This is a genomic window from Vagococcus fluvialis bH819 (assembly GCF_900163795.1).
Classification (GTDB): Bacteria; Bacillota; Bacilli; order Lactobacillales; family Vagococcaceae; genus Vagococcus; species Vagococcus fluvialis_A.
In genome coordinates this window covers 20,226-46,436 of record NZ_FWFD01000012.1, presented here as the reverse complement: position 1 = coordinate 46,436, position 26,211 = coordinate 20,226, and the positions used below count along the sequence as shown (strand labels likewise).

The following is a 26,211-nucleotide window of genomic DNA, read 5'->3' as shown; positions in this document are numbered from 1 at the left end:
TATCTTTTAGTTTTTGATTGAATAAATATCTTATCTATTCTAGAATAGACATCGTGTTAAATTTTTAAATAATAATAGATATTTTATCCAATAGGAGGTCTCATGAAAAAATATATTAAGTACTTAATTGCTTTCTTTATCATTGAGCTTATTTTGATGAGTATTTTTCTTTGGAAATCATTAGCCAAGGATGCTGAAAAAAACAAGTCGATTACATATGAAACTGTTGCTACTTCAACTTCATCAATTGAAAAAACAAAAATAAGTACGTCCACAATAACTGAATCTAGCATACAGTCAACTGAAACCTCTGAAACAACAAAAGAAGAAAAATTAGAAGAAGCCGTCAATGAACAATCGATTGCTCTCACTTTTGACGATGGACCTAAACGAGAAACAACCAGTAAACTACTAGATATCTTAAGTCAAAAAGGAATTAAAGCAACTTTCTTTATTCTTGGTCAAAACATAGATGGCAATGAAGATTTACTCAAAAGGATGAAGGATGAGGGGCATATCATTGGAAGTCATTCAATGTATCATCATAATTTAAGCCAAATGAATGAAAAAATGCTAAAGCAAGACGTTGAAGAGATGGATCAAAAATCAACTAAACTATTTAAAGAATCCTTTAAATATATTCGACCACCCTACGGAGCAGCTAATCCACTAGTAGCAAAAATCGCAAATCGACCACTTATTGAATGGTCTGTAGATTCAAAAGACTGGTCAACTAAAAATACGCAAATGATTATCAATCAAGTGACACAAACAACACAACCTGGTTCGATTATTCTTATGCATGATATTTACACTGAAACAATTAATGCAGTTCCAACTATTATTGATAACCTTACTCAACAGGGATATAATTTTGTCACAGTAGATGCACTCTTGAATCAACCTAAAGAACCACTTAATTATTATGGAGCAAATGACGCAAGAGTAGTGAAATAATGAAGAATCGATCATTTTTTATCTGATCGATTCTTTTTTATATAGTTAATTCTTAATACTTTCTGTACATAAGCAAATCTACTTGTATTTATCTTCCTATATGTTACAATATTGTTACAAAAAAAGTGATAAGGGAGTTCTTGCATGAACAAGAAAAAATGGCTATTGGTTCCTTTGTTGATAATATTAGTCCTAGTGATTGGCTACTGCTATCAATCGATTCGTTTTCAAAGTCAATTTTTGCCAAAAACAACCATTGGCAATACTGATATCAGTAATTTATCTGAAAAGGATGCCAAAGAAAAATTACAAACAAGTGTAGATGCTGAAAGTTTTACTGTCCTTAACGATGGCAAAGAGTGGAAAGTTATTCCTAAAAAAGATTTAGGTATGGAGTATGATCTTGATACTACTGTCTCTAAAGCGATGAGTGACCAAAATTCATGGCTATGGTTTATGTCTTATATTAAAACGCCTGAAAAAGGTGAATTAATTTCTAAAGGCTATAATCAAAAAGCGGTCGATACGGCTTTAGTTGCTGTTAACAAAGAACTCGAAACATTCAATAAATCAAGAACAAAAACAACCAATGCATCTGTTGAGCATAAAGATGGCAAATTCCAAATTATTCCTGAAGTTCAAGGAGACTCAATTGATGAAGCAGCCTTTATTAAAGCAGCCAAAAAAGATTTAACTAAGGGTGCTGCAGAAATCGAATTAACAAAGTATCTTGCTAAACCTACTATTTTAGCTACAGATGAAGCTCTAAAAAAAGAAATGGATACAATTAATCAAATTGCAGAAATTAATGGTTCATATAGCATTAATGGGCAAGATGTTGCTATCCCAAAAGAAAAAGTAGCTTCTTGGATTGTTTACCAAGACGGTAAAATTGATTTAAAAGAAGATGAAGTTAGAAAATATGTAGAAGAGCTCGGAGCAACTTATAATACAAGTACCAATGCTTCTAAGTTCAAAAGTACAAAACGTGGCGAAGTTTCTGTTCCTTCTGGCGCTTTGAGTTGGACAATTGCAACCGACAGTGAGGTTGCTGGTTTAACAGAAGCTATCCTAGCTGGAAAAGACTTCAACGGTCGTGTACCTGCGGCTGTTGGTAGCGGTACTCCTGGAGGACCTTTAGTCAGCAATACCTATATTGAAGTCGACCTCCAAGCACAACATATGTGGTACTACAAAGACGGGGCTGTTGCTCTTGAAACGCCTGTTATTACTGGTAAACCAAGTACCCCAACACCACCTGGTATGTTCTATGTTTGGAATAAACAGAGAGATCAAATACTACGTGGTGGTGAAATACCAAGTCCTGTTGATTATTGGATGCCTATTGATTGGACAGGCGTTGGAATCCACGATTCATCATGGCAAAATCCAAATTCATATGGTGGAGATTCTTATCTAACAGTCGGTTCCCATGGTTGTATCAACACACCGCCTAGCGTGTGTGCTAAATTGTACGATATGATCGATGTTGGTGTGCCAGTTGTTATCTTTTAAACTCTAGTTTTATTATCTATTCAAATTAAAAGTGATGCTTATTGAGAAAGTTTTTCTCATAAGCATCACTTTTTAATTAACTAGCTTTTAATTTCTCTAAAACATTCTTAGGAACGTCTTCTTTCTGGACTTCTTCCCAAGTCTCTACAAAACGCCCCTTAGTGTCCAGCTTAAGAATAGCATTCTCTCTCAACTCTCCAGGAGTATAGTACGTTAAATCATAACTTTTGCCACTTTCACTGATTGCTTTTTGTGTATATAAATAACCACCTGGTTCTTGCTTTGTGCCGAATTTATTATTTGTCACTACGTAAGATGGTTCTTTTTTAATAGTTAAATTAAAACGGTCAAAAACTTGTCCTAAATCATTATTTTGAGTAGAAACTTGTCCTTCTGTTAATTTAGACCCCAAAATTGGCCCTCCAATAATAATCCCACCAATAATTAATATACTTAATATAAATTTTTTCATTTTTATTTCTCCAGTCTTTATTTCTATTTGATAATTCTATTATAAATGGATTTTGACAACTTTCACAAAGGCGTTAGACGGATTTTAATTAGTACTTAAGACGTAAAAAACTAGACTTGCGAACGAACGTTCTGATATAATATAGGAATACATTTAATTACAGGAGGTCAAATAATGAAAAAAGCAGGCTTTATTTTACTAGATCAATACGCAGATTGGGAGGGCAGTTATCTTTCAACTATGCTGACTCAAGAAGGTTGGGAGATTGATACCTTATCCATACAAGAAACCGTTCAATCGATTGGTGGTTTTACCACTAAGATAGACACACTAATAACAAAAGAAAACCCTCTAATCGATTTCGATTTACTCGTTTTAATTGGTGGTAATTCTTGGCATCTTGATTACCCTGAAGTTACTCAATTGCTAACAAGATATATTGCACATAAAAAACCTGTTGCTGCTATCTGTGGCGCTGTTGATTACTTAGCAAAAAATGGTTTACTAACAAATTTTAATCATACAGGAAACGCCCAGTTCATTTGGAATGATTTTGACAATTATCTCAACAAAGAACAATTCCTAGAACAACAAGCTGTTTTGGATAACAATTTAGTTACAGCAAATGGAACAGCCAGCCTTGATTTTACTGAACTAACTTTAGAAATGATTGGTTTTACTCAGAAAGAGGCACAGAAAAAAGTTGATATGTACCGTTTAGGTTATTATGCATTTTGTGAGAAATACGGAAATCCTTATATGTAATATAAAAAAAGATATTATTATCATCAAAGGAGAAATAATATGGAACTATCAATTAAAAGCACTCCCTATCAACGTGCTGCTGCTCTTTATATTAGAATGTCCGTTTTTGTTTTAGAAAAAGGAATCAGTCTGCAAGATGAATTTGATAACTTTGATACCGATGAAACAGTCTACGCTGTCATTTACGATCAAGACTTTCCTATTTCAACGGCACGTTTACTAAAAGAAGATCATTCAACTTGTCGAATAACTCGAGTTGCCACATTAAAAGAGTATCGTGGGCAACAAAAAGGGGCAGAAATTATAGCGGGTTTAGAAGCTTACGCCATGGCTCATCATTATAAAAAAGCCTTAATACACTCTGAAGTAGCAGCAAAAGGCTTTTATGAAAAGCAAGGTTACACTGCTATTTCAGAGGTTTACAAAGAAGACGGCGTTCCTTGTCAGACGTTAACGAAGGTATTACTATGATTATCTGGATTAATGGTGCTTACGGAGCTGGTAAAACGACCATCGCCGAAGAACTAAACAAAAAAATTAAAGGCTCTTTTTTATATGATCCTGAAAATATTGGTGATTTTTTAAGACACAATTTACCTCCCTCAATTCAAAAAGATGATTTTCAAGATTATGTCGAGTGGAGAGTTTGGAATATTCATGTTTTAAATAAAATTCACAATGAATTTTCAGGGGATATTATCGTTCCTATGACACTTTACAAAGATACTGCATTTAATGGAATGATTGGTGAGTTGAGGCGTCGTAATATTTCCTTATGTCATTTTCAATTAGAAGTAAGTAGAGATACAATTATCAAAAGATTATCTGAACGTAATCCTAATTTGACTGCATGGGGAACTGAACGGGTAGATGATATCTTAGAAACTTTTAAAAAATTTCCTATAGATGAGAAAATTGATAATGATCATGTTTCATTAGAAGAAGTGCTTGAAATACTGATTAAACGGATAAATAACTATAAATTATCTCACTAAAAAGGTTATCAAATTTATTAATCATGATTAGAAGCTGTCACTAATAACTAAATAGCACCAGATAAATACAAAAATACCACTCCAATTATCATTAGTATGAATCCTGTAATAAACTGCTTAAGCATACTGCTGTCTCTAAAAATAAATAATCTAGTCTTAACAAATAACTTTCCCAGAACACCAAAGATAATTCCTAAAGTAACCAATGCAAGACCAATTAATTTTAAACTTTCTTGATTCATACAAAGTACCCCCTATGACTATTTTTTATACATTAATAATAACCTTCAAATCCACTTAGTTGCAATATACCTTACAAGACTGTTAGATAATATCATATTATTTTTTGTGCTAACGTTTATCAGTCAGACTATCACTAAATTATTATTGAATTACTTCAATAATAAAACACCATCCAGCTAAAATTGGATGGTGTTTTATTTTTTATTTAATGTCAGACAATAATACTAATTCATCTTCTTCATAAGATTTTTGACAAGCAATGGCTACTTTTGTTGATTGAAGACCGTCATTTGCGTTAACACCTGGTTGGCGGTTTTCTTTGATACAGTTGATAAATTCAGCTGTTTCATTAACAAAAGCTTGGCTGAAACGTTCTGGGAAGTTTTGTGAGGTTGGACGCACCACACCATGTTCATTCATGATGGTTACTAAATTTTTCTCAGGAACTTGGGCGATTCTTAGCATTCCTTTTGTTCCGATTAATTCAGTTTCCACATGGTAACCATGATGACAGTTACGTCCTGCCACTAAAATTCCCATTGTTTTGTCTTCCATTTGAAGCATAGCAGCCCCTGTTTCAAGCTCGCCAACTTCATCAAGTTGTTTGTAAGCCGCATTTTTACCTAACGCCCACACTTTCTTAACTTCTTGGTTCGTAAACCAACGCACTAAGTCAATATCGTGGATCGACATATCAGCAAACAACCCACCACTGTTACTTGCTCCAGCAAATTTAACAAAGCTTTCCATGCCATCACTTGGATCAATCCCGTAACATCTGACTACGGTTAATTCGCCTAACTCACCTTTTTCTACCATCTCTTTTGCGTATTGGTAATCTGCATCATAACGACGCATGAAACCTAGCATAAAGATTTGTTCTGGATGAGCATCAATCACTGCCATTGTTTTTTCAATTTCAGCCACATCTAAGCCAATTGGTTTTTCAGAGAAAACATGTTTGCCATTTTCCATAGCTTTTTGAATTTGCTCACAGTGAAGTCCAGATGGTGAGACGATGAAAATCGCATCTAATTCTGGATCTTTCACCATCTCATCATAATTAGCATAAGTTTTTGTGACACCTAATTTTTTTTTAGCATACTCTAATTCTGCTTCCACCATACTACAAGCTGCGTACAACTCACAGTTTGGTACTCTAAATGCTAAGTTGCCTGCATGGACTTTTCCAAGTCGACCTAATCCAATAATTCCTACTTTAATATTTGACATTGTTTTCCCTCCTAGTGATTACCCTAGATGATTGATACGCTCCAAAATACGTTCAACATTCATCGAGATAAATTCATCATCTTGAATGCCAGTAATATGTGAGACACATTTTTTCTTCAATAGGATATCTTTAACTTCTGCTTCATGACGTTTCACTTGTGGCGCCAGTAAAATCACGTCGTAATCACGGTAAGATAATTTTTCTTCAACGCGTGCAATTGGCGCATAGTCAATCTCATAATCAAGTTGATGTACTTTCACGCTTTCTAACATTTTTGATACAAATAATGAGGCACTAATGCCCGACTCACAAATAAAAAGAACACTTTTTCCCATGAGAAACCTCTTTTCTAGATTTTTTTGACTTGAACAGGTTTACCAGTTTTTAATGACTCGTTAGCAGCAAAAGCTAAACGTTGTGCCATAATACCATCTTCATAAGTAACAGGTGTTTCAGTGTCGTTGTGAATAGCAGCCACAAATTCTTCTACTTCTTTAATATAAGCATCGTTATAACGCTCTAAGAAGAAGTGTAGTGGTTTTTGGCTTTGAACGCCTTCAGCTGTTGAAAGAGTCACATTATTAACTAATTCATTTTCAGCTTGAGACGCACCTTTTGAACCAAAAGCTTCTAGTCGTTGATCGTAACCATACACTGCTTGACGGCTGTTACTAATGACACCTAAACAACCATTTTCAAAAGTTAATGTCACAACTGCTGTATCCACGTCAGTTCCTTTTAATTCAGAATTAACTAAAGCATCTCCCACAGCATACACTTCTTTTACTTCACTACCTGTAATAAAACGAGCCATATCAAAGTCATGTATCATCATATCAAAAAATAATCCGCCTGACGATTGTACATATGATAAAGGTGGTGCTTCAGGGTCTCTTGAATCAATGCGTAATAATTGGATATCACCAATTGAACCATTGGCAACATGCTCTTTAACTTGAGCAAAGTTACGGTCAAAACGACGATTCACACCGATTTGGAATTTCACGCCAGCTTCTTTAACGATTTGGTATGTTTCAATGGTTTCTTCATCTGAGAAACTAATTGGTTTTTCACAGAAGATATGTTTTTTCTTAGCTGCTGCACGTTTGATCATCTCAACGTGTGTATCTGTTGGTGTACAGATAAAGACGATATCAATTTCATCATCATTAAAAATTTCATCAAAATCTGCCACTAATGGAGCACCATATTCTGCTTCAAAGGTTGGCATTTTATCAGCAAAAATATCTGCCACTTTCTTAACTGTTACACCATTCATTTGTACTAAATTTCGTGTGTGTAATTTTCCAATACGTCCGCCACCGATAACTCCGACTACTAAATCTTTTTTCATTTTGACATCTCCTTAAATTTTATCTTGCAAATCCGATTGGTGAAAATAATACATACGTTCCAATAACGACTACTACTGTGATAATACTAACAACTTTTGTATGTTTCCAAGGGGTAATATCCACTTTCGTGTTGAAGACTTTTAATTCGAAATCGCCTTCTGGTTTTAATTTAGAAACAAGTAACATTACTGCTAAATCTAGGAAGAATAACACACTCAACACATATAAGAAATGAATATCTTTTAAGAAGACTTTCGATAATGCGTAAAGAATAATGTGCATATAAATCGTAAATTTCGCCGCAAAGGCTGTTGCTTTTTTAGAGTAGAAAGCAAGTAAGATAATAACAAGTAATGGCATGTTGTAAAGACCATTAAATTCTTGAACAAATTGATAAAGTCCTGCTGGCGCGAAGCTGATTAAAGGAGCAATGGCTACAGCTGAAAGACCAATAACTACAGTTACCAATTTACCAAAACGTGTAATTTGAGCATCTGTTGCATCTTTTTTGAAAACTGGTTTGTAGAAATCTAGTGATAATAATGTTGACGTTGCATTTAACGCTCCTGAGAATGATGATAAAATCGCACCAAAGATAACTGCTGCAAAAATACCGTATAACATTTCAGGGAAAACATGTGTGACAAGTGCTGGGTAAGCTTCATCTGGTGTGTTAATTAACGCGTCACCAAAGATATTTCTTGCAACGATTCCTGGGAATACTAAGAATAACGCCCCAAAGACTTTGAAGAAACCAACGATGAAAACACCTTTTTGAGCTTCTGCTAAGTTTTTACCTGATAAAGCTTTTTGGACGATCATTTGGTTCGTACACCAGAAGTATAAGTTGTTAAACATCATGCCTGTTAAAAGAGTTGGCCAAGGCACAACAGCTGAATCAATTGAACCTACTGAATTCAGTAACCATGGTGTGTTGACAACGATATGATCTAATCCACCGACGAAACTGCCTTTTCCAAGCATAATGACACCTAAAGTTGGGACAGCTAGGCCACAAAGAAGTAAACCAAAACCATACACAGTATCTGAATAGGCGCTTAAACGTAAGCCACCAATTAATAGGTATAAAATACCCACAATTCCAATGGCGATGGATACAAAAATAATAGCGGTTAATGGGGCAACGCCTAATAGTTCATCAATTCTAAATATCTTGTTAAATACCAGTGACCCTGAATAAAGTACTACTGGTAAAAATGAGGTAACATAAGTAATAACAAATAACAGTGACACAATTCGTTTGATTTTAGCATCATAACGAATTTCAATAAAATCCGAAATCGTATTAATTCCGTATTTTAGATACTTCGGTAAAAAGACAGTGGCTAGTAAGACAATCGCAATCGCGGCTGTTACTTCCCAAGCCATAACTTCCATACCAGCAATATAACTTTGACCATTTTGTCCCACAATTTGTTCTGTTGACAAGTTAGTCATGATAATTGATCCAGCAATTGGAAGAGCCGTTAAACTACGGCCCCCCATAAAGAATCCTTCTGCCCCTTCAACGGATACGCCTCTTGATTTTTTAAAGGCAAATATCCAAACACACGTGATAATAACTAAAAAACTAATAACCGAAAATGAATTCATATTGGCACCTTACCTTTACAGTTTCGTGATGTCTCGAATGTAATTTCGAGCATTCTGAGCATAAATAAACGGATTAGCTTTTGCTGGATCTTGTTCTGCTTCAACCACAATCCAACCTGAGTAGTGATCTTTTTCAATTTCTTCCCAAATTGGAGCAAAATCGATCATGCCATCACCAGGAACGGTAAAGACACCTTCTTTCACGCCAGTTAAGAAACTTGATTCATTTTCTTTAACTTCTGCCATTTTTGCTTCACGAATATCTTTAAAGTGAATATGGAAAATACGGTCTTTATGCGCGCGGTAAACCTCAATTGGGTTTTCACCAGAAAATACTAAATGACCTGTATCAAATAATAAAGATACTTTATTAGGATCTGTTTCTTTCATTAAGCGGTCGATTTCAGCGGTTGTTTGAACCCCTGTCCCCATATGGTGATGATAAACAATTTTCATGTCCTTCTCAGCAGCCACTTCACCTAATTTTTCTAACCCTGTTGTTAAAAGTTTCCAGTCCTCTTCTGAGAAAATTGGTTTTTCTTTAAATACAGGTGTGTCCATTTGACCTTGGATACTATGTCCTTGTTCTGAAACAACAATCACTTTTGCTCCCATAGCATGTAAGAAATCACGGTGCTTGATGAAAGCTTCTTTTGTTTCTTCATATGGTTTAGTTGTTAATAAGGCACTAAACCATGCACTAGCAACAGAAAGTCCACGAGGTGCTAAGTATGATTTCAAAACTTCTGGATCTTTTGGATATTTGTTTCCAATTTCAGTTCCAGTAAATCCTGCTAAAGCCATTTCACTAATACATTGTTCGAATGTATTTTCTTTTCCTAATTCTGGCAGATCATCATTTGTCCAAGCAATAGGTGCAATCGCTAATTTTATTGACATAATATCCTCCTACGCGCCCATAAAGCGCTTTCTGTATTTTATTTTTATAAGAGACTAACTTAGTAAGAGTTAGCCTCTATTTATTCCTAGTAGTTATTAATATTTCCAAGCATTCTCTAACTTTTCAGCTCGTGCTTTACTTGCTTCTAGTACGGTATCCATACCTGATACTTCAGAAACACCCACGTTCCACCAACCACCATAACCATCTGTCATAGTTTTTGGTAACACTTTAATGTCAAAGAGAGTTGAAACAGTTTGTGTTTTCGCATCTTTAATCGCAGCGATTAGCTCTTTACGATTATTAATACGGTAAACTTTACAGCCATAACCTTCTGCTACTTTGGCATAATCAATTTGCATGATTTGATTATCTGAATCACGTAGTTCACAGTTAAAACTGCCACCACCGTTCCCCATTTGTAAGTTATTAATACAACCATAACCCGCATTATCAAACAACATCACATTGATTTTTTGCTTGTATTGAAGAGCTGTCACAAGTTCTGTGTGAAGCATTAGGAAACTACCATCACCGAGAACGGCGTAAACTTCTTCTTTAGGATTAGCTAACTTCGCTCCTAAAGCCCCAGCTACTTCATAGCCCATACATGAATAACCATATTCTAAATGATAAGAATTGACTGTATTAGTTTGCCATAATCTTTGTAAGTCTCCTGGTAAAGAACCAGCAGAAGCAACAACCACACTACTGTCTTCCACTTCATCATTTAAAGTAAGTAAGGCATTTGTTTGAGTGAAGGTTGTGTTTAATTTTTCTGCATATTCATTCATCACGTCTTGATCGAAATGACCTTTCACTTCTGGTGAGAAGTTATCATGATTAAATTCAATCTCTCTTAAACGATTACGCTCAATTTCCCACTCATTTTGCCATGCTTCAAGTTCACTACCAAATGACGTTTTATAACCTGTTAAGCGAGGTGTTAAACTTTCGATGGTTGCTTTTGCGTCTCCTACTAATTGCGTGGCATCAAATTTATAAGCTTGCACACGACTCACGTTGATATTTAAAAAGGTCGTTGTGTCGTAGTTAAACGCCGTTTTTGATGAGGTGGTGAAATCGGTATAACGTGTGCCTATTCCGATAATTAAATCTGAGGCTTGAACTGCTTTATTAGCAGCGGATGTCCCTAAGATTCCTGAGCCACCTAAGTTATATGGAAAGTTCGTTGGAATCGTTGATTTACCTGCATGTGTTTCCACTAAAGGAACACCGTATTCATTAGCAAATGCTTCAATCACAGGTCCTGCTTCTGAATATTTCGCTCCCCCACCAACAATCATGACTGGTGTTTTACTTGCTTTAATGACTTCAACCGCCTCATTTAGAGCGCGTTCCACAGGTGTCACACGGTCCAAATAATGAACTCTTTTATTGAAAAAACTAGCATCAAAATCAAAGGCTTCACCTTCTGTATCTTGAGGTAGACAAATCGTTACTGGACCCGCAGTCGCTGGATTTGTCAGAACTTCAAAAGCTCTAATCATGGCGCTCATTAATTGCTCTGGACGCTCAATTTTATCCCAATATCTTGAAACAGCTTTAAAAGCATCATTCGTTGTTAAAGCGATGCTAGATTCATGTTCCAACTGTTGCAACACTGGGTCTGGTTGACGCGTCGAAAAGGTATCTGCTGGTAAAAACAACACTGGAATGTTATTAGCATGAGCAGTTGCTGCGGCTGTTACCATGTTTGCTGATCCAGGTCCAGCTGAAGCCGTCACTGCGTAAATTTTACGTCTTAATGATTGCTTTGCGTAGCCAATTGCTGAATGAGCCATTCCTTGTTCATTTTTACCTTGAATGACTTTCAAATGGCCTGGATTTTCTTCTAACGCGTGTCCCAGACCTAAGACATTTCCATGACCAAAGATATTAAAGACGCCTTCCACAAAAGGAGTTTCAACGCCATCAACTGAAATATATTGTTGATTTAAAAATTTAACTAAAGCTTGCGCCGTCGTTAATCGAATGGTTTCTCTCATCATGACACTTCCTTTTTAAGCTTGTTCTTTCATCAACGCTTCAATTTCAACAACAGTTGGCATTGCTTCTGAGGAACTATGTTTACTAACAACAATCGCCGCTGAGGCACTACCATATTGAAGGGCTTCTTGAATTGTCTTTCCTTGAATTAATGCATAGATAAAGGCTGCTGCATAAGAATCTCCTGCACCAAATGTTTTTAATACATTTGATTTATAAGCTGTTCCACGAATCACTTCGCCTGCTTTTGTATAAGCATATGATCCTTCAACACCGTGTTTAATGACGATTAATTCTGGAGCATGTTGGAATAAGTAAGCCACTGTTTCTTCATTTTTACCGCCTTCAATGTTTTCTAACATATCAAACTCATCACGTGTGCCGATCACAACATCTGCTTGTTCAGCAACGATTGAGTAATAAACTGAAACTTCTTCACTATTTTTCCAAGTATATGGACGGTAATCTAATTCAAAAATAACTTTCACATCATTTTTCTTAGCTAAAGAAACCGCTTTTAAAACTGCTTCACGAGAAGGGCTTTGTGCTAATCCTGTTCCTGATACCACAATATTTTTAGCTTCTTTAATGTATGCTTCACTGATTTCATCTGTATCTAAGTAAAGATCTGCTACTTCATCACGGTACATTAAAATACTACATTCTTCTGGACTTAAGATTTCAGTAAAAGCCAAACCTGTTTTCTTACCTGATTGATCTATCACCATATTGCTTGTATCAATCCCAGCGTCTTTCATGAAGCCAGTAATGAAACGACCATGTTGATCATCTGGAACTTTTCCAATAAAACCACATGATAAACCTAATTTAGAAGCACCGATGGCAATATTTGCTGGTGAACCTCCAACGTATTTAGTAAATGTTACTGTTTCTTCCATTGGACGATTGTATTCTACAGCGTTTAAGTCAATACACGCGCGACCAATTGCGATTAAATCATATTTTTTTTCAGCCATTATATTAAATTCCCTTCGTTGTTAAGTTCTATGGATAATCCATTCGTGATCTTTATCATTGTTAAATTGCCATTTTTTAATTGGTCCTGCCATAATATTTAAATAGTAGCCATCATAGCCATCTGGCACTGATACTGGATGGTAACCTTTTGGAACTAGGACCACATTTTCATTTTCAACTGCCATGGTTTCATCAATGCTACGATCATCTGTATAGACACGTTGGAAAACAAATCCTTTTTTAGGATTCATCTCATGATAGTAAGTTTCCTCTAAGAATGATTCTTCTGGTAAATTATCTTGATCATGTTTATGTGGTGGGTAACTTGACCAGTTCCCACTATCTGTGAATACTTCTACCACAATCAATTTATCCGAAATTGGGCTTTGATCGTCCAAAATATTGTGAACCATACGTTTGTTTTGATACAGCCCACGATTTTCTACACGATTGTCTGAGGCTTTAATTAATGTGGTTGGCATATCCACCTTACTTGGTGCGTAACAGAAAATAACTTTAGCGTCACTTTCAGCCACGACTTCAAATTCTTTACCACTTGAAACGTACACACTATCTGTTGGGATTTTTTCAAAAACATCTTCTCTTGTTCCGATGTTTTTAAATTTATCCTCACCAGAGTAAACAGAAACTTTACCCGTTAGAACAACTAAGCAGACTTCTAAGTCTGTTAGTTGTTCTGAGTATTTTCCGCCATCTTCCATAGCGAGTAATTTTAATTCGATATATTCTAAACCAGCGTCCTTACGTGTAACATGATGTCTTTCAATCACTTTTGATGCGATTTCTTTATTCGTTGGAATTCTTTTTAAATATGACATGTCGATTTCTCCTTAATTAGATATCGTTTCTTGATAAGCGAGCTGTCACTACTTTATTTCTTGTGTAGAAGTCAACGCCAGCTTTACCGTTTGCAGGTAATGTACCGTAGAATGATGATTTCCAGCCTGAGAACGGGAACATCGCCATTGGAGCTGGGACACCTAAGTTAATGCCTAACATACCGGCATCCATGTTTTCTCTAAAGTAACGAACTGCTGAGGCGTTATTTGTGAATAAACAACCACCATTGGCAAATTGAGACTTGTTAGCAATTTCGATACCTTCTTTAAGGTCTTTGATTTTCATAACTGATAAAACAGGTGCGAAAATTTCATCTTGCCAAATCTTCATGTCAGTTGTCACACCTTCAAAAATAGTTGGTCTAACAAAGTAACCTGATTCATCCATATCTTCACGACCATCACAAACTAATTTAGCGCCTGATTCAATACCTGATTCAATGTAGCTGATGGTACGCTTTAAGTTTTCTTCACGAATCACAGGTCCTAAGAACACACCGTCATCTAAGCCGTTACCCATTTTAATGTTACGAGCTTCTTTGGTTAATCTTTCCATGAATTCATCATAGATACCTTCTTCAACCGTCACAACTGCAGCTGCCATACAACGCTCTCCGGCAGAACCAAATGCTGCACTGATAATTGCTGGTAAGCTATCATCTAAGTTAGCGTCATTTAAAACAATGGTATGATTTTTCGCTCCTGTTAATGATTGAACACGTTTTAGATTTTTTGAACCTTCTGTGTAAACATACTCACCGACTGGTTGTGAACCTACAAATGAGATGGCTTTGATATCTTTATGTTGTAATAAACCGTTTACAACATCATGTGCGCCAAACACGACATTGAATACACCTTTTGGAAGTCCAGCTTCTTCTAATAAAGAAACAACTTTTTCCATTAACATTGGTGCTTTTTCAGAAGGTTTTAAAACAACTGTATTACCTGTAGCGATTGCCATTGGGAACATCCAAAATGGAACCATCATTGGGAAGTTAAATGGTGTAATACCACCAACAACACCGATTGGGTATTTATAAACTGAAGCCTCTACGTCTGTTGCAATTGAAGATAAGTTATCTCCCATCATTAAAGTTGGCGCACTTGCTGCAAATTCTACGTTTTCAATCCCACGTTGAACTTCACCATAACTCTCAGATAAAGCCTTTCCATTTTCAATTGTGATTAACTTGGCTAACTCGTCTTTTGCTTCGATTAGTAATTGATGGAAGCGATAAAGGATACGCGCGCGTCTTGGAACAGCAACTTCTTTCCACTCTTGAAAAGCAATGTGTGCCACATCGGCTGCTTTATTTATGTCGTCAAATGTTGATAAAGGTACTTCACAGATGGGTTCCTTCGTTGCTGGATTAACAACTACCTCATACTCACTCGTTGTACTTGTTACCCACTCACCGTTAATATAATTTCTTAATTTTCTAATATCTGACATGATATCCCTCCATTTTTTTAACCAATCTACTAATTAATTTTATCATTTTTTGATCATATTGGTTAACTCACAACAAATAATACCTTAACATAACCATTTAGTCAAATGTTTTATTAACTTTAATAAAAAAATAAATCAACTTAACCATATTGTTGGTTAAGTGTTGATTGTTTCACATGATTGTGATACATTTTATTCAATAGTAAAATAAAATATAAGCGGAGATAAATAAAATGAAAGAAAAGAGATATGAGCTAATTAAACAGTACATTCTTCAAAAAATCATGTCACCTTGAAAGAATTGGAAGATGAATTCAACGTTTCAATGAATACGATTAGAAGAGATGTGAATAAAATATTACAAGATTCAAGCTTTGAGAAAGTTTATGGTGGTGTTAGTGTTAAAAAAAATACACTGATTAACTTTGAAGAACGAAATATTGAAAATAAAGAAATAAAAAAAGGCATTGCTAAAGAAGCAGCCAAACTGATTCAACCACATGATTTAATCTATATTGATTCTGGAACAACCACTAAATATATTTTAGATTATTTAGATGATGATATTGATATCTCAATTATTACTAATAGTTTGGATGTCATTGTAAAGGCTGAAAAATTTAAAAATATTCCAATATTCTTAATTGGACATGTCTTTAAAAAATCAACGCGTTCTTTTGTTGGCGTTGAATCAGACGAATTGACCTCTAAATATAATATTAGTAAAGCTTTTATGGCTGCTACTGCTGTTTCTATGCAGAGTGGTTTAATGAATTCAGATGTCATGGAATATGACATTAAAAAGCAAGCGATTGATAAAGCAAACAATGTCTTTTTACTCGCAGATGAGCAAAAGTTTGATAAATCAACCTTATTAACTTATGCTAATTTAAAAGATATTGATTGCGTAATTACCAATAAACACTTCAATAAAGAATACAATGAATTTTTTATTGAACATAATATTAAAACAATAGAGACGACACCTTAATCGGTAGCGTCTCTATTGTTTAATTAGTTTTAAGTTTACCAAAGTAATATTTTAAAAGTGGTGGTGCGATTAATGTCGTTAAGATCACTGAGATAATGACCGTTGTGTAATATTCTTCAGATAATAAGCCTGAAGTAAGACCGGTTGTTGCTAAAATCAAGGCCACTTCTCCCCTTGAAATCATTCCTGCGCCAATACTTAGAGAAGATAATTTATCAAATCCAGTTGCTTTAGCACCAATAAATCCTCCAACTAGTTTTGAAAGAACAGCGACTACAGTACAAATGATTAAGAATGGTAATTGGTGTATTACACCGTTGAAGGAAACATTTAAACCTACACCGACATAAAAGAATGGCACAAAAATCGCATTAGCAATTGGATCAACACTATGTTCAATTTCTTTTTTATATTCCGTATCAGAAATAAATAAACCAATAAAGAACGTTCCGATTATTCCTGCCATACCTAACATTTCTGAAAAATAAGCGACCGCAAAACAAATGGCAACAGCCATCGTTGTAACCGGAACCGTCACTTTGAACTTAGAAGCTGTTTTCAATAAGACAGGTAAAATATATTTACCAAACACGTAAATAGATATAAAGAATACTACTTTTTTAACTAAAATCATGGGGATTGAAACCGCATCATCTCCCCCACCTAAAAATGACATCGCAAAAGCGAGTAAAATAACCACTAAAATATCATCTACTACGGCTGCCCCTAAAATAGTACTAGCTTCTTTGGTTTTCATGACCGATAACTCTTTTAGTACTTGAACAGTGATACTCACAGAAGTTGCAGAGAATAAAACACCTAAAAAGACTGAATGTTCAAAGTCCAAACCAAATGCTTCACCTACTAAAAAGGCTGAGAATAAAGGAATGATAATTCCAATAACGGCCACTGCCACCGCTGGTTTGAAATTTTCCTTTAATTGCTTCGTATCCGTTTCAAGGCCTGCCAAAAACATTAACAAAAGAACCCCTATCAGCGAAAATTCTTGAAAAATATCTGTTGTATTGACCCATGATAAAACAGCAGGACCTAAAACAATCCCAATTAATAACTTTCCAAGAACAGCAGGTTGACCTAACCTCACTGAAATATGACCACAAATTTTTGTACTAATTAAGACTAAAATCATTGTTACTATAAATTCCATAATATATCTCCTTTTCTTTTAAAATCTACATCTACTAACCTACATGAAAACGATTAAATTGTAAATAAGTTTTGAGTATCTTTTGATTATATTGAGATAAATAAAAATAACTTCTGTTTTATTTTTTTCATGAATTGATCAACGTAAATTCACATATCTGTTCTATTATATAAATATAAGCAAACAAATAATACCTAGGAGGCCCTATAATGGCAAATAACGACAAAGTAATCATTATGAGTTTTGATTCAGAAAGTAAATCTTACCAAGCATTTTCAGAAATTAAAGGACTGCATCAAGCAAGGACAATCAAGGGAGAACAAATGGCGGTTCTTGAGCATCGAGCTAATCATAATTTAGAACCAAAAGATTTTATCGATTTTACGGGAGCTGATAAAAATTTCAAAGGCAGTATGATTGGAATGTTTGTGGGAATTCTTGGTGGACCTCTAGGAGTCTTACTGGGTTGGTTTACAGGTAGTATCATCGGTTCAACCAAAGACGTGAAAGAAGTTCAAAATGCCATGTCAATCTTTGAAAAAGCCTTGGCTATTATTCCAGAAGGTGAGACTGGCTTGATTTTAATCTGTGAGGAAGAAAACACAGGTCATATCAATGATATCGTTGTTAATCAATTAAATGGAACCATCGAACGATTAGATAAAGAAGAAGTTGAATCTGAGTTAGAAGAAGCACAAAAGACCCAAGAAGAAGCAGAAGCCAGTGCTAAAAAACGTTGGTTCAAAAAATAAAATTAGTATATTTCAAAGAGACGACAGAAGAGAAGTTCATTCTGTTGTCTCTTTTTTTTGACAAATTAAAAGTTTTGCATTATCATGAAACATACTAAAGAATGTTTCATAATAACCAGGAGGGAAGAGTAATGAAACAGAGATACGATGGAGAGCAAACAAAAGAAGAAATATTAATGACTGCTGGAATGTTATTCAACAAATATGGTTATAAAAAAACATCTATCCCAATGATTGTTAATCAATTAGACGGGCTAACTAAGGGGGCTATTTACTACCACTTTAATTCAAAAGAAGCTATTCTCGATGAACTCATGCGCCATTTTATGCCAAGTGAAGAGGTTATTACTAATATTAGAAACAACGAACAACTAAATGGACTAGAAAAAATTCAAGAACTTTTTCTAAATGCTATGTTCCATCAGGACGTTCAAAAATATTTGCCGTTCTCACCTAATTTAACTAAAGAACCTTTACTTTCTTTAAAATATTTAAAAATAACACAAGATGTTTTTATTCCAGAGATTACTTATTTAATCAAAGAAGGAAATCAAGACAAATCTTTAGACGTGATTCATCCTGAAACAATCTCAGAAATCATTTTATTTCTGTTAACAACATGGTACAACACGACTTTATTTACTAACTCTTTGGATAATTTCTATCAAAAAATGGAAACCTCTCAATATGTTTTAGAAAAAATTGGGATTAATATATTAGATGAAAAAGTATTAAATATAATTAAACAACAAATAAATCAAGGAATTGAGGAAATGAAGCATGAAGAAAGCACTAAAAATTAGCCGAAATATATTTATTGGGTTACTGGTATTCATTCTACTATTTTTAGGAGGAAGTTATTTAAACCATCAACTCAAATTAAAAAGTGAAGCAAAAAAAATTGAGAATTACGGAGAAAAGATCAAAGTTTTTGATGGAGAAATGAATGTCGTAAGAACAGGATCTGGAAAAGGTAAGCAAAGTATTATTCTTTTCCCAGGTTACGGAACAGCCTCACCTTATTATGATTTCTTGCCTTTAACAACAAAGCTAAGTAAAGATTATGAAGTCATTACTATTGAGCCATTTGGTTATGGTTTAAGTAGTGAAACTAAAAGAAAAAGAACGATTGAGAACATCGTTGAAGAGATGCATGAAGTGATTGGTCAACTTAACTTAGATCATTATGTATTAGGTGGGCATTCGATTACAGGACTTTACGGCGTTAGCTATTTAAATCGTTATCCTGATGAAAAAGTGGATGCTTTTGTTGGAGTAGATACTAGTACGCCAACCCAAGAAATGGAAAGTATTAATATGGCTCCTTTTAATTTCTTAAAAAAAGCAGGCATTATGCGTCTGTATATTGATTCTAATCCTGCTAAAAATTTAAAAATGGATAAAAACGATCCCAATGTTGACCAAGTTCGTATGCTAACTTTGAAAAATTCGATTAATGATAATCTAGATGAAGAACTAGATTTACTCCAAGATAATTTTAAGAAAACAGAAAAAATGAAGCTACCAGAAAATCTACCTACTATTTTATTTGTTGCTGTTAATGACGGACGTCCCACTTGGGCTGCTGAGCATCAAGAACAAATTAAACAAGTTAAAGTAGGAAAAGTCGTTGAGCTTGATGGACAACATTATCTACACCACACACAATCAGAGGCAATTGCTAAAGAAACAAAATTATTTTTAGATGGCTTAAAATAAAAAAAAGACACAAAAATTTGAAAGATAATTTTTGTGCCTTTTTTTATTTATTTTGCTTTTGATAATCCTTTGATCGATCCATGATATCTTGAAATGTTCTCACGACACTTGTTTCATAATCTTTATTGTCTACTAAATTAGCCACTTGTTTTAAGACTTCTTGTTCTCTGGAACTATCAAGTGTTGCGATATGTCGTTCTTTTTTAATCCGAACAATTTCATCCACACACTCGTAGCGTTTCTCTAGTAACCTTACCAATTCCTGATCAATTTGATTTACTTCTTCCCGAATCTTTTTTAACATACTGCTCTCCCCCTTTTTGAAATTTATAATTGACTAAAAAATTTTTCGGCTGACTGTTGAACTAAGAGATGTGGATGGTGAAGTGTGATTGCTTCATTATTCACCACTATCACCTGACTAGCATTATTTCGATAGTCAATCAAGCCACTAAAGGGATAAACTTTAAAAGAAGTTCCCACAATAACTATTAAATCAGCTTGTTGTAGCCACTTGATAGCTGTCTCAATCGATTTACTAGACAATCCCTCTTCATAAAGAACAACATTTGGACGAACTAGACCTCCACAAGCTTCATGTATCATTGATTGTAAATACTTCTTAGTTGAAACTTGTTTTTGACACTTCGAACAATAGCAATCATATAAACTACCGTGAAAATTTACTACGTATTGGCTCTTAGCCTTATCATGAAGTCCGTCAATATTTTGAGAAATAATCCGGACATCATGGGTATTCTCTAATACTTTCATTTTTTGATGAATGATATTAGGCTCAGCTGTTCCATGATACATTTGCCGGACAAAAGTATAAAATTTATCTGGCTCTCTCATTAAACAAGTATGGCTTAATAAATATTCTGGTTCTTCTATCCCCTGATAAATACCTGTCATAGAGCGATAATCTGGAATACCAGAAGCAGTCGAAACTCCCGCTCCTGTCAAAAAAACTATCCGCGAACTATTTTTTATTAACTTAATTGCTTCTTGTTCTACCATTTTTCATGCTCCTTGAGTTTTTTACTATTGTAGCACTAACTGGTTAAAAAGGTTAGGGATAGTTTTCAGTCCAATCTATAAATATGATATCATTTCCTATTTTTGTCTACTTGATCTATAATTAAATTAATAAAAGAACAGAAAGAAGGGATTTGTATGTCAGAAAGAAAAGTAACAATGATTAATAATTGCTTTCCAGTAAATAGCTTCAATCAAGAATTCAACGAAGAACCAATTGCCACAGAAAAGTTTATTACTGTCCCTAAAAGAGAATTAAACAACATTAAAGCTGATATCACATTACCTGATGAGTTAGAAGTTAAAAAAAGAAAAGATTAATATTTTCATGACTTTTCAGAAATTGTATGCTATAGTGAAACACAAGTAAGAAAAGAACAGCTAAATAAAAAATCTAGAGGTTGCGAAATATCATGAATTTCAATAGAGCATGAGGATGCTAAGACATTGAATAGAGGGATTTTCGCCGAAGTAGTGTTATATTTCCTTAAGTTAACACTATTGGGTTCATGGTTAATAACCATGAAACTGTCTCAGCTAAGTCTGGGGTGCGCTATGATTTTTGATAAATTATTATTTATCAAATTTTAAAGAAGCAACCTTAAGATATATTGAGGTTGCTTCTTTTTGTATAGGAAAGGGATTTTAAGATGATAACACACACAAGAAATCAACGAACAACGATTTTTTATTCACTCCTCCTCTTTTTAGGGAGTATCTTGATGTTTGGAGGAACTTCTTTTGCTGAAAAAGAAACCTTCACTGTTGGCATGGAAGCTGGTTACCCACCTTTCAACTGGACTCAACAAGATGATAGTAACGGAGCAGTCCCCATCAAAGGCTCTAAAGAATTTGCTGGAGGATATGATGTTGAGATTGCAAAAAAAATTGCAGACGGTTTGGGGAAAGAACTCGTCATCTTTAAAACCGACTGGGATGGTCTGCCTCCAGCAGTTACTTCTGGAAAAGCAGACGCAATTATTGCAGGGATGTCACCAACCGAAGAAAGAAAACAAACATTGGATTTTTCTGATTACTACTATAGTTCTCAATTAACTATGTTAGTAAAAAAAGATGGTAATTACGGTGAAGCAACCTCGTTAAATGATTTTAAAGAGGCCAAAGTAACTGCACAATTAAACACTCTACACTATAACGTAATTGATCAAATTCCTGGCGTTCAAAAACAAACTGCCATGACTGATTTTTCTGCTATGCGTGTGGCACTAGAGTCTGGAAAAATTGATGGGTATGTAACTGAAGTGCCAGAAGGAATTACAGCTGAAAAACTAAACCCTAATTTTAAAATGATTCAATTCAAAAAAGGCAAAGGTTTCCAAACCTCTGAAGCTGATAACGCCATTGCTATCGGAATGAAGAAAAACTCACCTGATTTAGCAAAAGTGAATGAAACATTAGCGGGTATTTCGCAAAAAGAACGTGATGACATCATGGACAAAGCTATCAACTTGCAACCAGATGTTAAAGCTGACCAACCTTGGTATGTCTGGGTTAAAAATATTGCTAAAGACAACTGGAAAATGTTCTTACGTGGGGCTGGTACTACTCTTTTAATCGCCTTAGTCGGAACAGTTGTCGGGACAACGATTGGATTAGGAATCGGGATTTATCGTACCATTCCAACGCCTGAAAAAACTGGTTTACGCTGGGCATATAAAATTTTAAATGGTTTCTTCTCAATTTATATTGAAATCTTTAGAGGAACGCCAATGATTGTTCAATCAATGGTTATCTTCTATGGTTCATCACAGCTTTATGGTATTGATATGAATCCTCTGACTGCTGCTTTAATGATTGTTTCAATCAATACAGGGGCTTATATGACTGAAATCGTTCGGGGTGGAATCTTCTCAGTAGATAAAGGTCAGTTTGAAGCTGCCTCTGCTATTGGGATGACCCACTGGCAAACAATGACAAACGTGGTTATTCCACAAGTCTTCAGAAATACACTACCAGCCATTGGTAATGAGTTTGTTATTAATATTAAAGATACCTCTGTATTAAATGTGATCGCGGTGTCTGAGTTATTCTTTGCTTCAAAAACAGCAGCTGGCGCTAACTTTAGATTCTTTGAAACCTTCTTTATTACTTGTGTGATTTACTTTGTTATGACATTTACAGTCACTCGTATTTTACGCTACGTAGAAAAAAGATTAGATGGTGACGGTTCTTACGCACCATACGCAAACCAAATGCAAACCTCAAAACTAGAAAGAAAGGATAATCGCTAATGACTTCTTTTATCGATATTAATCATTTACAAAAAAGCTACGGAGAAAACCACGTTTTAAAGGACGTGAATGTTTCAATTAAAAAAGGTGAAATCGTGACGATTATTGGTCCTTCTGGTTCTGGTAAATCAACCCTTTTACGCTGTATTAACTTACTTGAAAAACCTACAGGAGGCGAGATTGTCTACAAAGATGAAAACATCTTAGCTCCTGGTTACAATTTACCTCAATTTAGAACTCATGTAGGCATGGTGTTCCAACAATTCAACTTATTTGATAATCACGATATTTTAAGTAACTGTATGGTAGGTCAAATGAAAGTCTTAGGTCGTTCTAAAGAGGAAGCTGAAAAAATCGCCATTGAAAACTTAGATAAAGTGGGTATGAAGCAATTCGCTCATGCTAAACCCTCTCAACTTTCTGGTGGACAAAAACAACGTGTGGCTATTGCACGTGCCGTTTCTATGGACCCTGAAGTGATGCTCTTTGATGAGCCAACTTCAGCTCTTGATCCTGAAATGGTGGGAGAAGTTTTAAAAATCATGCGTGAGCTGACTGAAACAGGACTGACAATGATCATCGTAACTCATGAAATGAAATTCGCCGAAGAAGTTTCTGACCGCGTGATTTTCATGGATAAAGGGGTCGTTGCAGAAGAAGGAGCACCTGATAAAATCTTTAATCACCCGACAAAGGCACGAACAAAAGAGTTCTTGCAACGTATTTTGGAAGGTTAATAATCAAAATAAAGATGCTGATAAAATTATCAGTGTCTTTTTTGTTTGAAAGAATGGATCAAGTATGGTTTACTTTTTCTAACAGAGTTACCAAAAGGAGCGTTTATGACAAAAGAGGAAGAGCATCAAGAAATCAAACGTTTCATCCAATCATTAGGTTACTATCCCAATCATAATTACTTTATAACGGAAAAAAGTATTCGTCCCACGCTTCAACTTAGAGGCGAATCTACCTCTTTTTGGTCTGTCTTGTTTAGAAAAATGTACCTTTTAGTTTTTACAGAGACAGAACTCATTCTTATTAATTATTGGCACAAAAATAAACAAGTCACGATTATTCCACACCAGAAAATAAACAATTTTGAACTTGAGAATCTCTTTCCCTTTTCTGAAATTTGCCTAAGTTTCGATTACTTGAAACCATTTTATTTCTATGTAGAACATCCAGATTCTTTTTATCATCAACTTTTGACTGACTATGATTTTTCTAGAGATAATTTCCAATCACTTTACCAGAAAAAATTTTATGGGCTACTTACTGAACTTCCACCACAATAATTGGGGAAGTTTTTTAAGTCCTAAAAAATAATAAGACTTCAGACTGATTGTAAAAAGATTCTAAAAGTGTAAAAATACACTTATAAGATATTAAAAAAACTATCAGAAAGAAGGAACAATTGATGAAAAAAATGATGATCGTTTCACTGACAGCTTTATCTATCCTAGGAATCGGAGCAGCTACAACAGCGTATGCTATGAACAACACAGCAACTAAGGAAGAGATGAGCTACTTAAAAAAGATTAATCCTAACATAAATGAAGAAGCAGCGACTAGTTTAAAAGAAAAAAGAACTGAACTAGATCAATTACACCAAGAGTTAACTGATTTAAGCATTAAATACGGTATTATCGTAGATAATGAGAAAGATGGAAATAAAGAAGCAATTCATGTAGATGATTTAGATTCAGCAAAACGCTCGACTTACAATAAACTAAGTAAAAATGTCTGGGAGAAAGAAATTCAATTTTTAGATGCTCAATATGAAGCTGGCTTAATTAAAAAAGCGGATTATTTAGAAACAAAAGCTGGCTGGTTGAAAGAACTCAACAAGTAGGACTTGCTAATGGTTACAATAAGTGTGAAAATACACTTATTGTAACTTAAAGGAGTTAACTAGTATGAATAAACAAACGGTTATTATCTTACTCTCAGAAAATTTAAAACTCATCAGAAATGAAGCTGATTATACACAAGATGAATTTGCTAAAATTTTAGGACTATCTAAAAAAACGATTGTTCAAATTGAAAAACAACGCGCTTTAATCAACTGGACAACTATTATTGCACTATGCAGCTTGTTTTCGACTAATAAAGTTATCCTTTCTTTATTTGAGGATGAACCTCTTAATTTAATAAGAGAACTCTCTCTACACTTTGACGATGAGCACTACTATACTAAAAGTAAAACATTAGGTGGAACTGTCTTTTGGGATAACCTAGAGGAAAACCAATTTTACAAACTTCAAAAACATAATTTTAGCCAATTTTACCGGATTCTTGATGAACAAAATTATCGGATTTACAGTAGCTTTGAAGAAGAGGCTGCTCAGGATTTTTTTAAAAAAATAACTCAACAGAAAGTGAAGTGACCTATGTCAAAAACAAATAAAATTTTTCTTGGTACTATTCTACTTAACCTAATCATTGTAACCTCTACAATACCTTTTCTACCTTGGTACATTGAAGACGGTTGGGGAAATCTCGGACTACTCATCACAACCCCTTTATTAATTGCTATTATTATTTATTTAAGTAAAAAACAACGAGAAACAACCACTCAAAAAATTAATTTCTACTTACCTTTTGTCATTTTATTGATTAACTTTTCTAATATTTTACTTTACAGCTCAGATGTGAAAACAATAGTTAGTTTAATAATTAATATCTTTGTTTTAATTACTTTAATCTATTTATCCACAAAAAATAATTAACTAGTCAAAAAAGTCATTTTTATCTTAAATTAAAAGTGACTTCTTTATTTTTCCACTGTGGACAATTGTTTGTTATCCACACAAAGTTTCCCACATTTTATTAGCTTGGTATAACTGATTTCCACAATGTTATACACACTATCCACAGAGTTATCCACATTTTTTAACTATTTTACCCACATTTCATATTTATCATTATTTAATCAA

General features: G+C 34.5%; 30 protein-coding genes and 1 riboswitch. Of the genes, 16 read left to right on the top strand and 14 right to left on the bottom strand.

Annotation, left to right across the window (positions count from 1 at the left end):
- The first annotated feature begins 102 nt into the window (after positions 1-102).
- The gene (locus FM121_RS08205) at positions 103-957 is read left to right on the top strand and encodes a polysaccharide deacetylase family protein (protein WP_086951684.1); all 855 of its coding nucleotides are present in this window, start codon (positions 103-105) and stop codon (positions 955-957) included.
- Between the two features lie 144 nt (positions 958-1,101).
- Positions 1,102-2,472, top strand: a complete 1,371-nt coding sequence (locus FM121_RS08200) for a L,D-transpeptidase family protein (protein WP_086951683.1) — start codon at positions 1,102-1,104, stop codon at positions 2,470-2,472.
- A 76-nt stretch (positions 2,473-2,548) separates the two neighbouring features.
- Here FM121_RS08200 and FM121_RS08195 read toward each other — a convergent pair whose 3' ends face one another.
- On the bottom strand, positions 2,549-2,944 hold the full coding sequence (locus FM121_RS08195) for a YxeA family protein (RefSeq protein WP_086951682.1): 396 nt from the start codon (positions 2,942-2,944) through the stop codon (positions 2,549-2,551).
- Positions 2,945-3,118: 174 nt separating this feature from the next.
- On the opposite strand from FM121_RS08195, the gene FM121_RS08190 reads away from it, so the two are divergent.
- From FM121_RS08190 to FM121_RS08180, 3 genes are read left to right on the top strand one after another with little or no spacing between them, the layout of a single operon-like run.
- Positions 3,119-3,709 carry a DJ-1/PfpI family protein gene (locus tag FM121_RS08190; protein WP_086951681.1) on the top strand — a complete coding sequence of 197 codons (591 nt, stop codon included), beginning with the start codon at positions 3,119-3,121 and terminating at the stop codon, positions 3,707-3,709.
- Positions 3,710-3,748: 39 nt separating this feature from the next.
- Positions 3,749-4,180, top strand: a complete 432-nt coding sequence (locus FM121_RS08185; RefSeq protein WP_086951680.1) for a GNAT family N-acetyltransferase — start codon at positions 3,749-3,751, stop codon at positions 4,178-4,180.
- Positions 4,150-4,704 (top strand): AAA family ATPase, encoded by a 555-nt coding sequence (locus FM121_RS08180; RefSeq protein WP_179203828.1) that lies wholly within the window; start codon positions 4,150-4,152, stop codon positions 4,702-4,704. The genes FM121_RS08185 and FM121_RS08180 overlap by 31 nt, the downstream gene beginning before the upstream one ends.
- Positions 4,705-4,751: 47 nt before the next feature.
- Here the strand turns inward: FM121_RS08180 and FM121_RS08175 are convergent, their stop codons facing one another.
- The 10 genes from FM121_RS08175 to FM121_RS08130 all read right to left on the bottom strand — a co-directional run bounded on the left by FM121_RS08175 (position 4,752) and on the right by FM121_RS08130 (position 15,355).
- Positions 4,752-4,946, bottom strand: a complete 195-nt coding sequence (locus FM121_RS08175; protein ID WP_086951678.1) for a hypothetical protein — start codon at positions 4,944-4,946, stop codon at positions 4,752-4,754.
- A gap of 202 nt (positions 4,947-5,148) precedes the next feature.
- Entirely contained in the window at positions 5,149-6,180 is a 1,032-nt protein-coding gene (gene iolG, locus FM121_RS08170; protein WP_086951677.1) for an inositol 2-dehydrogenase, read from the bottom strand.
- An 18-nt stretch (positions 6,181-6,198) separates the two neighbouring features.
- Complete coding sequence (locus tag FM121_RS08165; RefSeq protein ID WP_086951676.1) at positions 6,199-6,516, bottom strand: PTS sugar transporter subunit IIB; 318 nt, start codon at positions 6,514-6,516, stop codon at positions 6,199-6,201.
- Positions 6,517-6,530: 14 nt separating this feature from the next.
- Positions 6,531-7,535 carry an inositol 2-dehydrogenase gene (gene iolG, locus FM121_RS08160; protein ID WP_086951675.1) on the bottom strand — a complete coding sequence of 335 codons (1,005 nt, stop codon included), beginning with the start codon at positions 7,533-7,535 and terminating at the stop codon, positions 6,531-6,533.
- A gap of 19 nt (positions 7,536-7,554) precedes the next feature.
- The gene (locus tag FM121_RS08155) at positions 7,555-9,150 is read right to left on the bottom strand and encodes a solute:sodium symporter family transporter (protein WP_086951674.1); all 1,596 of its coding nucleotides are present in this window, start codon (positions 9,148-9,150) and stop codon (positions 7,555-7,557) included.
- A gap of 15 nt (positions 9,151-9,165) precedes the next feature.
- Complete coding sequence (gene iolE, locus FM121_RS08150) at positions 9,166-10,050, bottom strand: myo-inosose-2 dehydratase (RefSeq protein ID WP_086951673.1); 885 nt, start codon at positions 10,048-10,050, stop codon at positions 9,166-9,168.
- Between the two features lie 96 nt (positions 10,051-10,146).
- A complete protein-coding gene (gene iolD / locus FM121_RS08145) occupies positions 10,147-12,060 on the bottom strand; it encodes a 3D-(3,5/4)-trihydroxycyclohexane-1,2-dione acylhydrolase (decyclizing) (RefSeq protein WP_218778621.1) in 1,914 nt (637 codons plus the stop codon).
- 15 nt (positions 12,061-12,075) lie between these two features.
- Positions 12,076-13,038, bottom strand: a complete 963-nt coding sequence (gene iolC, locus FM121_RS08140; RefSeq protein ID WP_086951671.1) for a 5-dehydro-2-deoxygluconokinase — start codon at positions 13,036-13,038, stop codon at positions 12,076-12,078.
- Positions 13,039-13,059: 21 nt separating this feature from the next.
- The gene (iolB, locus tag FM121_RS08135; RefSeq protein ID WP_086951670.1) at positions 13,060-13,878 is read right to left on the bottom strand and encodes a 5-deoxy-glucuronate isomerase; all 819 of its coding nucleotides are present in this window, start codon (positions 13,876-13,878) and stop codon (positions 13,060-13,062) included.
- Positions 13,879-13,894: 16 nt separating this feature from the next.
- Positions 13,895-15,355 carry a CoA-acylating methylmalonate-semialdehyde dehydrogenase gene (locus tag FM121_RS08130; protein ID WP_086951669.1) on the bottom strand — a complete coding sequence of 487 codons (1,461 nt, stop codon included), beginning with the start codon at positions 15,353-15,355 and terminating at the stop codon, positions 13,895-13,897.
- 325 nt (positions 15,356-15,680) lie between these two features.
- Between FM121_RS08130 and FM121_RS08125 the strand changes: the two genes are divergently transcribed.
- Positions 15,681-16,346, top strand: a complete 666-nt coding sequence (locus FM121_RS08125; protein WP_256958434.1) for a DeoR/GlpR family DNA-binding transcription regulator — start codon at positions 15,681-15,683, stop codon at positions 16,344-16,346.
- A 19-nt stretch (positions 16,347-16,365) separates the two neighbouring features.
- On the opposite strand, the gene FM121_RS08120 is transcribed toward FM121_RS08125, so the two are convergent.
- The gene (locus FM121_RS08120; RefSeq protein WP_086951668.1) at positions 16,366-17,514 is read right to left on the bottom strand and encodes a cation:proton antiporter; all 1,149 of its coding nucleotides are present in this window, start codon (positions 17,512-17,514) and stop codon (positions 16,366-16,368) included.
- A 209-nt stretch (positions 17,515-17,723) separates the two neighbouring features.
- Here FM121_RS08120 and FM121_RS08115 point away from each other — a divergent pair, with 209 nt between their 5' ends.
- From FM121_RS08115 to FM121_RS08105, 3 genes are all read left to right on the top strand, one after another.
- Complete coding sequence (locus tag FM121_RS08115; RefSeq protein ID WP_086951667.1) at positions 17,724-18,266, top strand: DUF1269 domain-containing protein; 543 nt, start codon at positions 17,724-17,726, stop codon at positions 18,264-18,266.
- Positions 18,267-18,397: 131 nt separating this feature from the next.
- Positions 18,398-19,069 (top strand): TetR/AcrR family transcriptional regulator, encoded by a 672-nt coding sequence (locus tag FM121_RS08110; protein WP_179203827.1) that lies wholly within the window; start codon positions 18,398-18,400, stop codon positions 19,067-19,069.
- Positions 19,047-19,985, top strand: a complete 939-nt coding sequence (locus tag FM121_RS08105; RefSeq protein WP_086951665.1) for an alpha/beta fold hydrolase — start codon at positions 19,047-19,049, stop codon at positions 19,983-19,985. Before FM121_RS08110 ends, FM121_RS08105 begins: the two co-directional genes overlap by 23 nt.
- A 43-nt stretch (positions 19,986-20,028) precedes the next feature.
- Here the strand turns inward: FM121_RS08105 and FM121_RS08100 are convergent, their stop codons facing one another.
- Together FM121_RS08100 and FM121_RS08095 are read right to left on the bottom strand one after the other, a co-directional pair.
- Positions 20,029-20,289 carry a chorismate mutase gene (locus tag FM121_RS08100; protein ID WP_086951664.1) on the bottom strand — a complete coding sequence of 87 codons (261 nt, stop codon included), beginning with the start codon at positions 20,287-20,289 and terminating at the stop codon, positions 20,029-20,031.
- Positions 20,290-20,312: 23 nt separating this feature from the next.
- Entirely contained in the window at positions 20,313-21,005 is a 693-nt protein-coding gene (locus tag FM121_RS08095; protein ID WP_086951663.1) for an NAD-dependent protein deacylase, read from the bottom strand.
- Between the two features lie 156 nt (positions 21,006-21,161).
- On the opposite strand from FM121_RS08095, the gene FM121_RS08090 reads away from it, so the two are divergent.
- The 7 genes from FM121_RS08090 to FM121_RS08060 all read left to right on the top strand — a co-directional run bounded on the left by FM121_RS08090 (position 21,162) and on the right by FM121_RS08060 (position 26,004).
- Entirely contained in the window at positions 21,162-21,344 is a 183-nt protein-coding gene (locus FM121_RS08090) for a hypothetical protein (protein ID WP_086951662.1), read from the top strand.
- A gap of 66 nt (positions 21,345-21,410) precedes the next feature.
- A riboswitch (Lysine riboswitch) is annotated at positions 21,411-21,587 on the top strand.
- 158 nt (positions 21,588-21,745) lie between these two features.
- Positions 21,746-23,275, top strand: coding sequence for an ABC transporter permease subunit (locus FM121_RS08085; RefSeq protein WP_086951661.1), 1,530 nt, complete (start codon positions 21,746-21,748; stop codon positions 23,273-23,275).
- Positions 23,275-24,012 (top strand): amino acid ABC transporter ATP-binding protein, encoded by a 738-nt coding sequence (locus tag FM121_RS08080; RefSeq protein ID WP_086951660.1) that lies wholly within the window; start codon positions 23,275-23,277, stop codon positions 24,010-24,012. Before FM121_RS08085 ends, FM121_RS08080 begins: the two co-directional genes overlap by 1 nt.
- A gap of 105 nt (positions 24,013-24,117) precedes the next feature.
- Positions 24,118-24,570 (top strand): hypothetical protein, encoded by a 453-nt coding sequence (locus FM121_RS08075; protein ID WP_086951659.1) that lies wholly within the window; start codon positions 24,118-24,120, stop codon positions 24,568-24,570.
- Positions 24,571-24,692: 122 nt separating this feature from the next.
- On the top strand, positions 24,693-25,127 hold the full coding sequence (locus tag FM121_RS08070; RefSeq protein WP_086951658.1) for a hypothetical protein: 435 nt from the start codon (positions 24,693-24,695) through the stop codon (positions 25,125-25,127).
- A 64-nt stretch (positions 25,128-25,191) separates the two neighbouring features.
- Entirely contained in the window at positions 25,192-25,662 is a 471-nt protein-coding gene (locus tag FM121_RS08065; protein ID WP_086951657.1) for a helix-turn-helix transcriptional regulator, read from the top strand.
- 3 nt (positions 25,663-25,665) lie between these two features.
- The gene (locus tag FM121_RS08060) at positions 25,666-26,004 is read left to right on the top strand and encodes a hypothetical protein (protein ID WP_086951656.1); all 339 of its coding nucleotides are present in this window, start codon (positions 25,666-25,668) and stop codon (positions 26,002-26,004) included.
- Positions 26,005-26,211: the final 207 nt, after the last annotated feature.

Excerpts from the sequence above, each read along its gene's own strand:
- FM121_RS08205 (WP_086951684.1), top strand. The coding sequence starts at position 103 with ATGAAAAAATATATTAAGTACTTAATTGCTTTCTTTATCATTGAGCTT.
- FM121_RS08200 (WP_086951683.1), top strand. The coding sequence starts at position 1,102 with ATGAACAAGAAAAAATGGCTATTGGTTCCTTTGTTGATAATATTAGTC.
- FM121_RS08195 (WP_086951682.1), bottom strand. The coding sequence starts at position 2,944 with ATGAAAAAATTTATATTAAGTATATTAATTATTGGTGGGATTATTATT.
- FM121_RS08190 (WP_086951681.1), top strand. The coding sequence starts at position 3,119 with ATGAAAAAAGCAGGCTTTATTTTACTAGATCAATACGCAGATTGGGAG.
- FM121_RS08185 (WP_086951680.1), top strand. The coding sequence starts at position 3,749 with ATGGAACTATCAATTAAAAGCACTCCCTATCAACGTGCTGCTGCTCTT.
- FM121_RS08175 (WP_086951678.1), bottom strand. The coding sequence starts at position 4,946 with ATGAATCAAGAAAGTTTAAAATTAATTGGTCTTGCATTGGTTACTTTA.
- iolG (WP_086951677.1), bottom strand. The coding sequence starts at position 6,180 with ATGTCAAATATTAAAGTAGGAATTATTGGATTAGGTCGACTTGGAAAA.
- FM121_RS08165 (WP_086951676.1), bottom strand. The coding sequence starts at position 6,516 with ATGGGAAAAAGTGTTCTTTTTATTTGTGAGTCGGGCATTAGTGCCTCA.
- iolG (WP_086951675.1), bottom strand. The coding sequence starts at position 7,535 with ATGAAAAAAGATTTAGTAGTCGGAGTTATCGGTGGCGGACGTATTGGA.
- FM121_RS08155 (WP_086951674.1), bottom strand. The coding sequence starts at position 9,150 with ATGAATTCATTTTCGGTTATTAGTTTTTTAGTTATTATCACGTGTGTT.
- iolE (WP_086951673.1), bottom strand. The coding sequence starts at position 10,050 with ATGTCAATAAAATTAGCGATTGCACCTATTGCTTGGACAAATGATGAT.
- iolD (WP_218778621.1), bottom strand. The coding sequence starts at position 12,060 with ATGAGAGAAACCATTCGATTAACGACGGCGCAAGCTTTAGTTAAATTT.
- iolC (WP_086951671.1), bottom strand. The coding sequence starts at position 13,038 with ATGGCTGAAAAAAAATATGATTTAATCGCAATTGGTCGCGCGTGTATT.
- iolB (WP_086951670.1), bottom strand. The coding sequence starts at position 13,878 with ATGTCATATTTAAAAAGAATTCCAACGAATAAAGAAATCGCATCAAAA.
- FM121_RS08130 (WP_086951669.1), bottom strand. The coding sequence starts at position 15,355 with ATGTCAGATATTAGAAAATTAAGAAATTATATTAACGGTGAGTGGGTA.
- FM121_RS08125 (WP_256958434.1), top strand. The coding sequence starts at position 15,681 with ATGAATACGATTAGAAGAGATGTGAATAAAATATTACAAGATTCAAGC.
- FM121_RS08120 (WP_086951668.1), bottom strand. The coding sequence starts at position 17,514 with ATGGAATTTATAGTAACAATGATTTTAGTCTTAATTAGTACAAAAATT.
- FM121_RS08115 (WP_086951667.1), top strand. The coding sequence starts at position 17,724 with ATGGCAAATAACGACAAAGTAATCATTATGAGTTTTGATTCAGAAAGT.
- FM121_RS08110 (WP_179203827.1), top strand. The coding sequence starts at position 18,398 with ATGAAACAGAGATACGATGGAGAGCAAACAAAAGAAGAAATATTAATG.
- FM121_RS08105 (WP_086951665.1), top strand. The coding sequence starts at position 19,047 with ATGAAGAAAGCACTAAAAATTAGCCGAAATATATTTATTGGGTTACTG.
- FM121_RS08100 (WP_086951664.1), bottom strand. The coding sequence starts at position 20,289 with ATGTTAAAAAAGATTCGGGAAGAAGTAAATCAAATTGATCAGGAATTG.
- FM121_RS08095 (WP_086951663.1), bottom strand. The coding sequence starts at position 21,005 with ATGGTAGAACAAGAAGCAATTAAGTTAATAAAAAATAGTTCGCGGATA.
- FM121_RS08090 (WP_086951662.1), top strand. The coding sequence starts at position 21,162 with ATGTCAGAAAGAAAAGTAACAATGATTAATAATTGCTTTCCAGTAAAT.
- FM121_RS08085 (WP_086951661.1), top strand. The coding sequence starts at position 21,746 with ATGTTTGGAGGAACTTCTTTTGCTGAAAAAGAAACCTTCACTGTTGGC.
- FM121_RS08080 (WP_086951660.1), top strand. The coding sequence starts at position 23,275 with ATGACTTCTTTTATCGATATTAATCATTTACAAAAAAGCTACGGAGAA.
- FM121_RS08075 (WP_086951659.1), top strand. The coding sequence starts at position 24,118 with ATGACAAAAGAGGAAGAGCATCAAGAAATCAAACGTTTCATCCAATCA.
- FM121_RS08070 (WP_086951658.1), top strand. The coding sequence starts at position 24,693 with ATGAAAAAAATGATGATCGTTTCACTGACAGCTTTATCTATCCTAGGA.
- FM121_RS08065 (WP_086951657.1), top strand. The coding sequence starts at position 25,192 with ATGAATAAACAAACGGTTATTATCTTACTCTCAGAAAATTTAAAACTC.
- FM121_RS08060 (WP_086951656.1), top strand. The coding sequence starts at position 25,666 with ATGTCAAAAACAAATAAAATTTTTCTTGGTACTATTCTACTTAACCTA.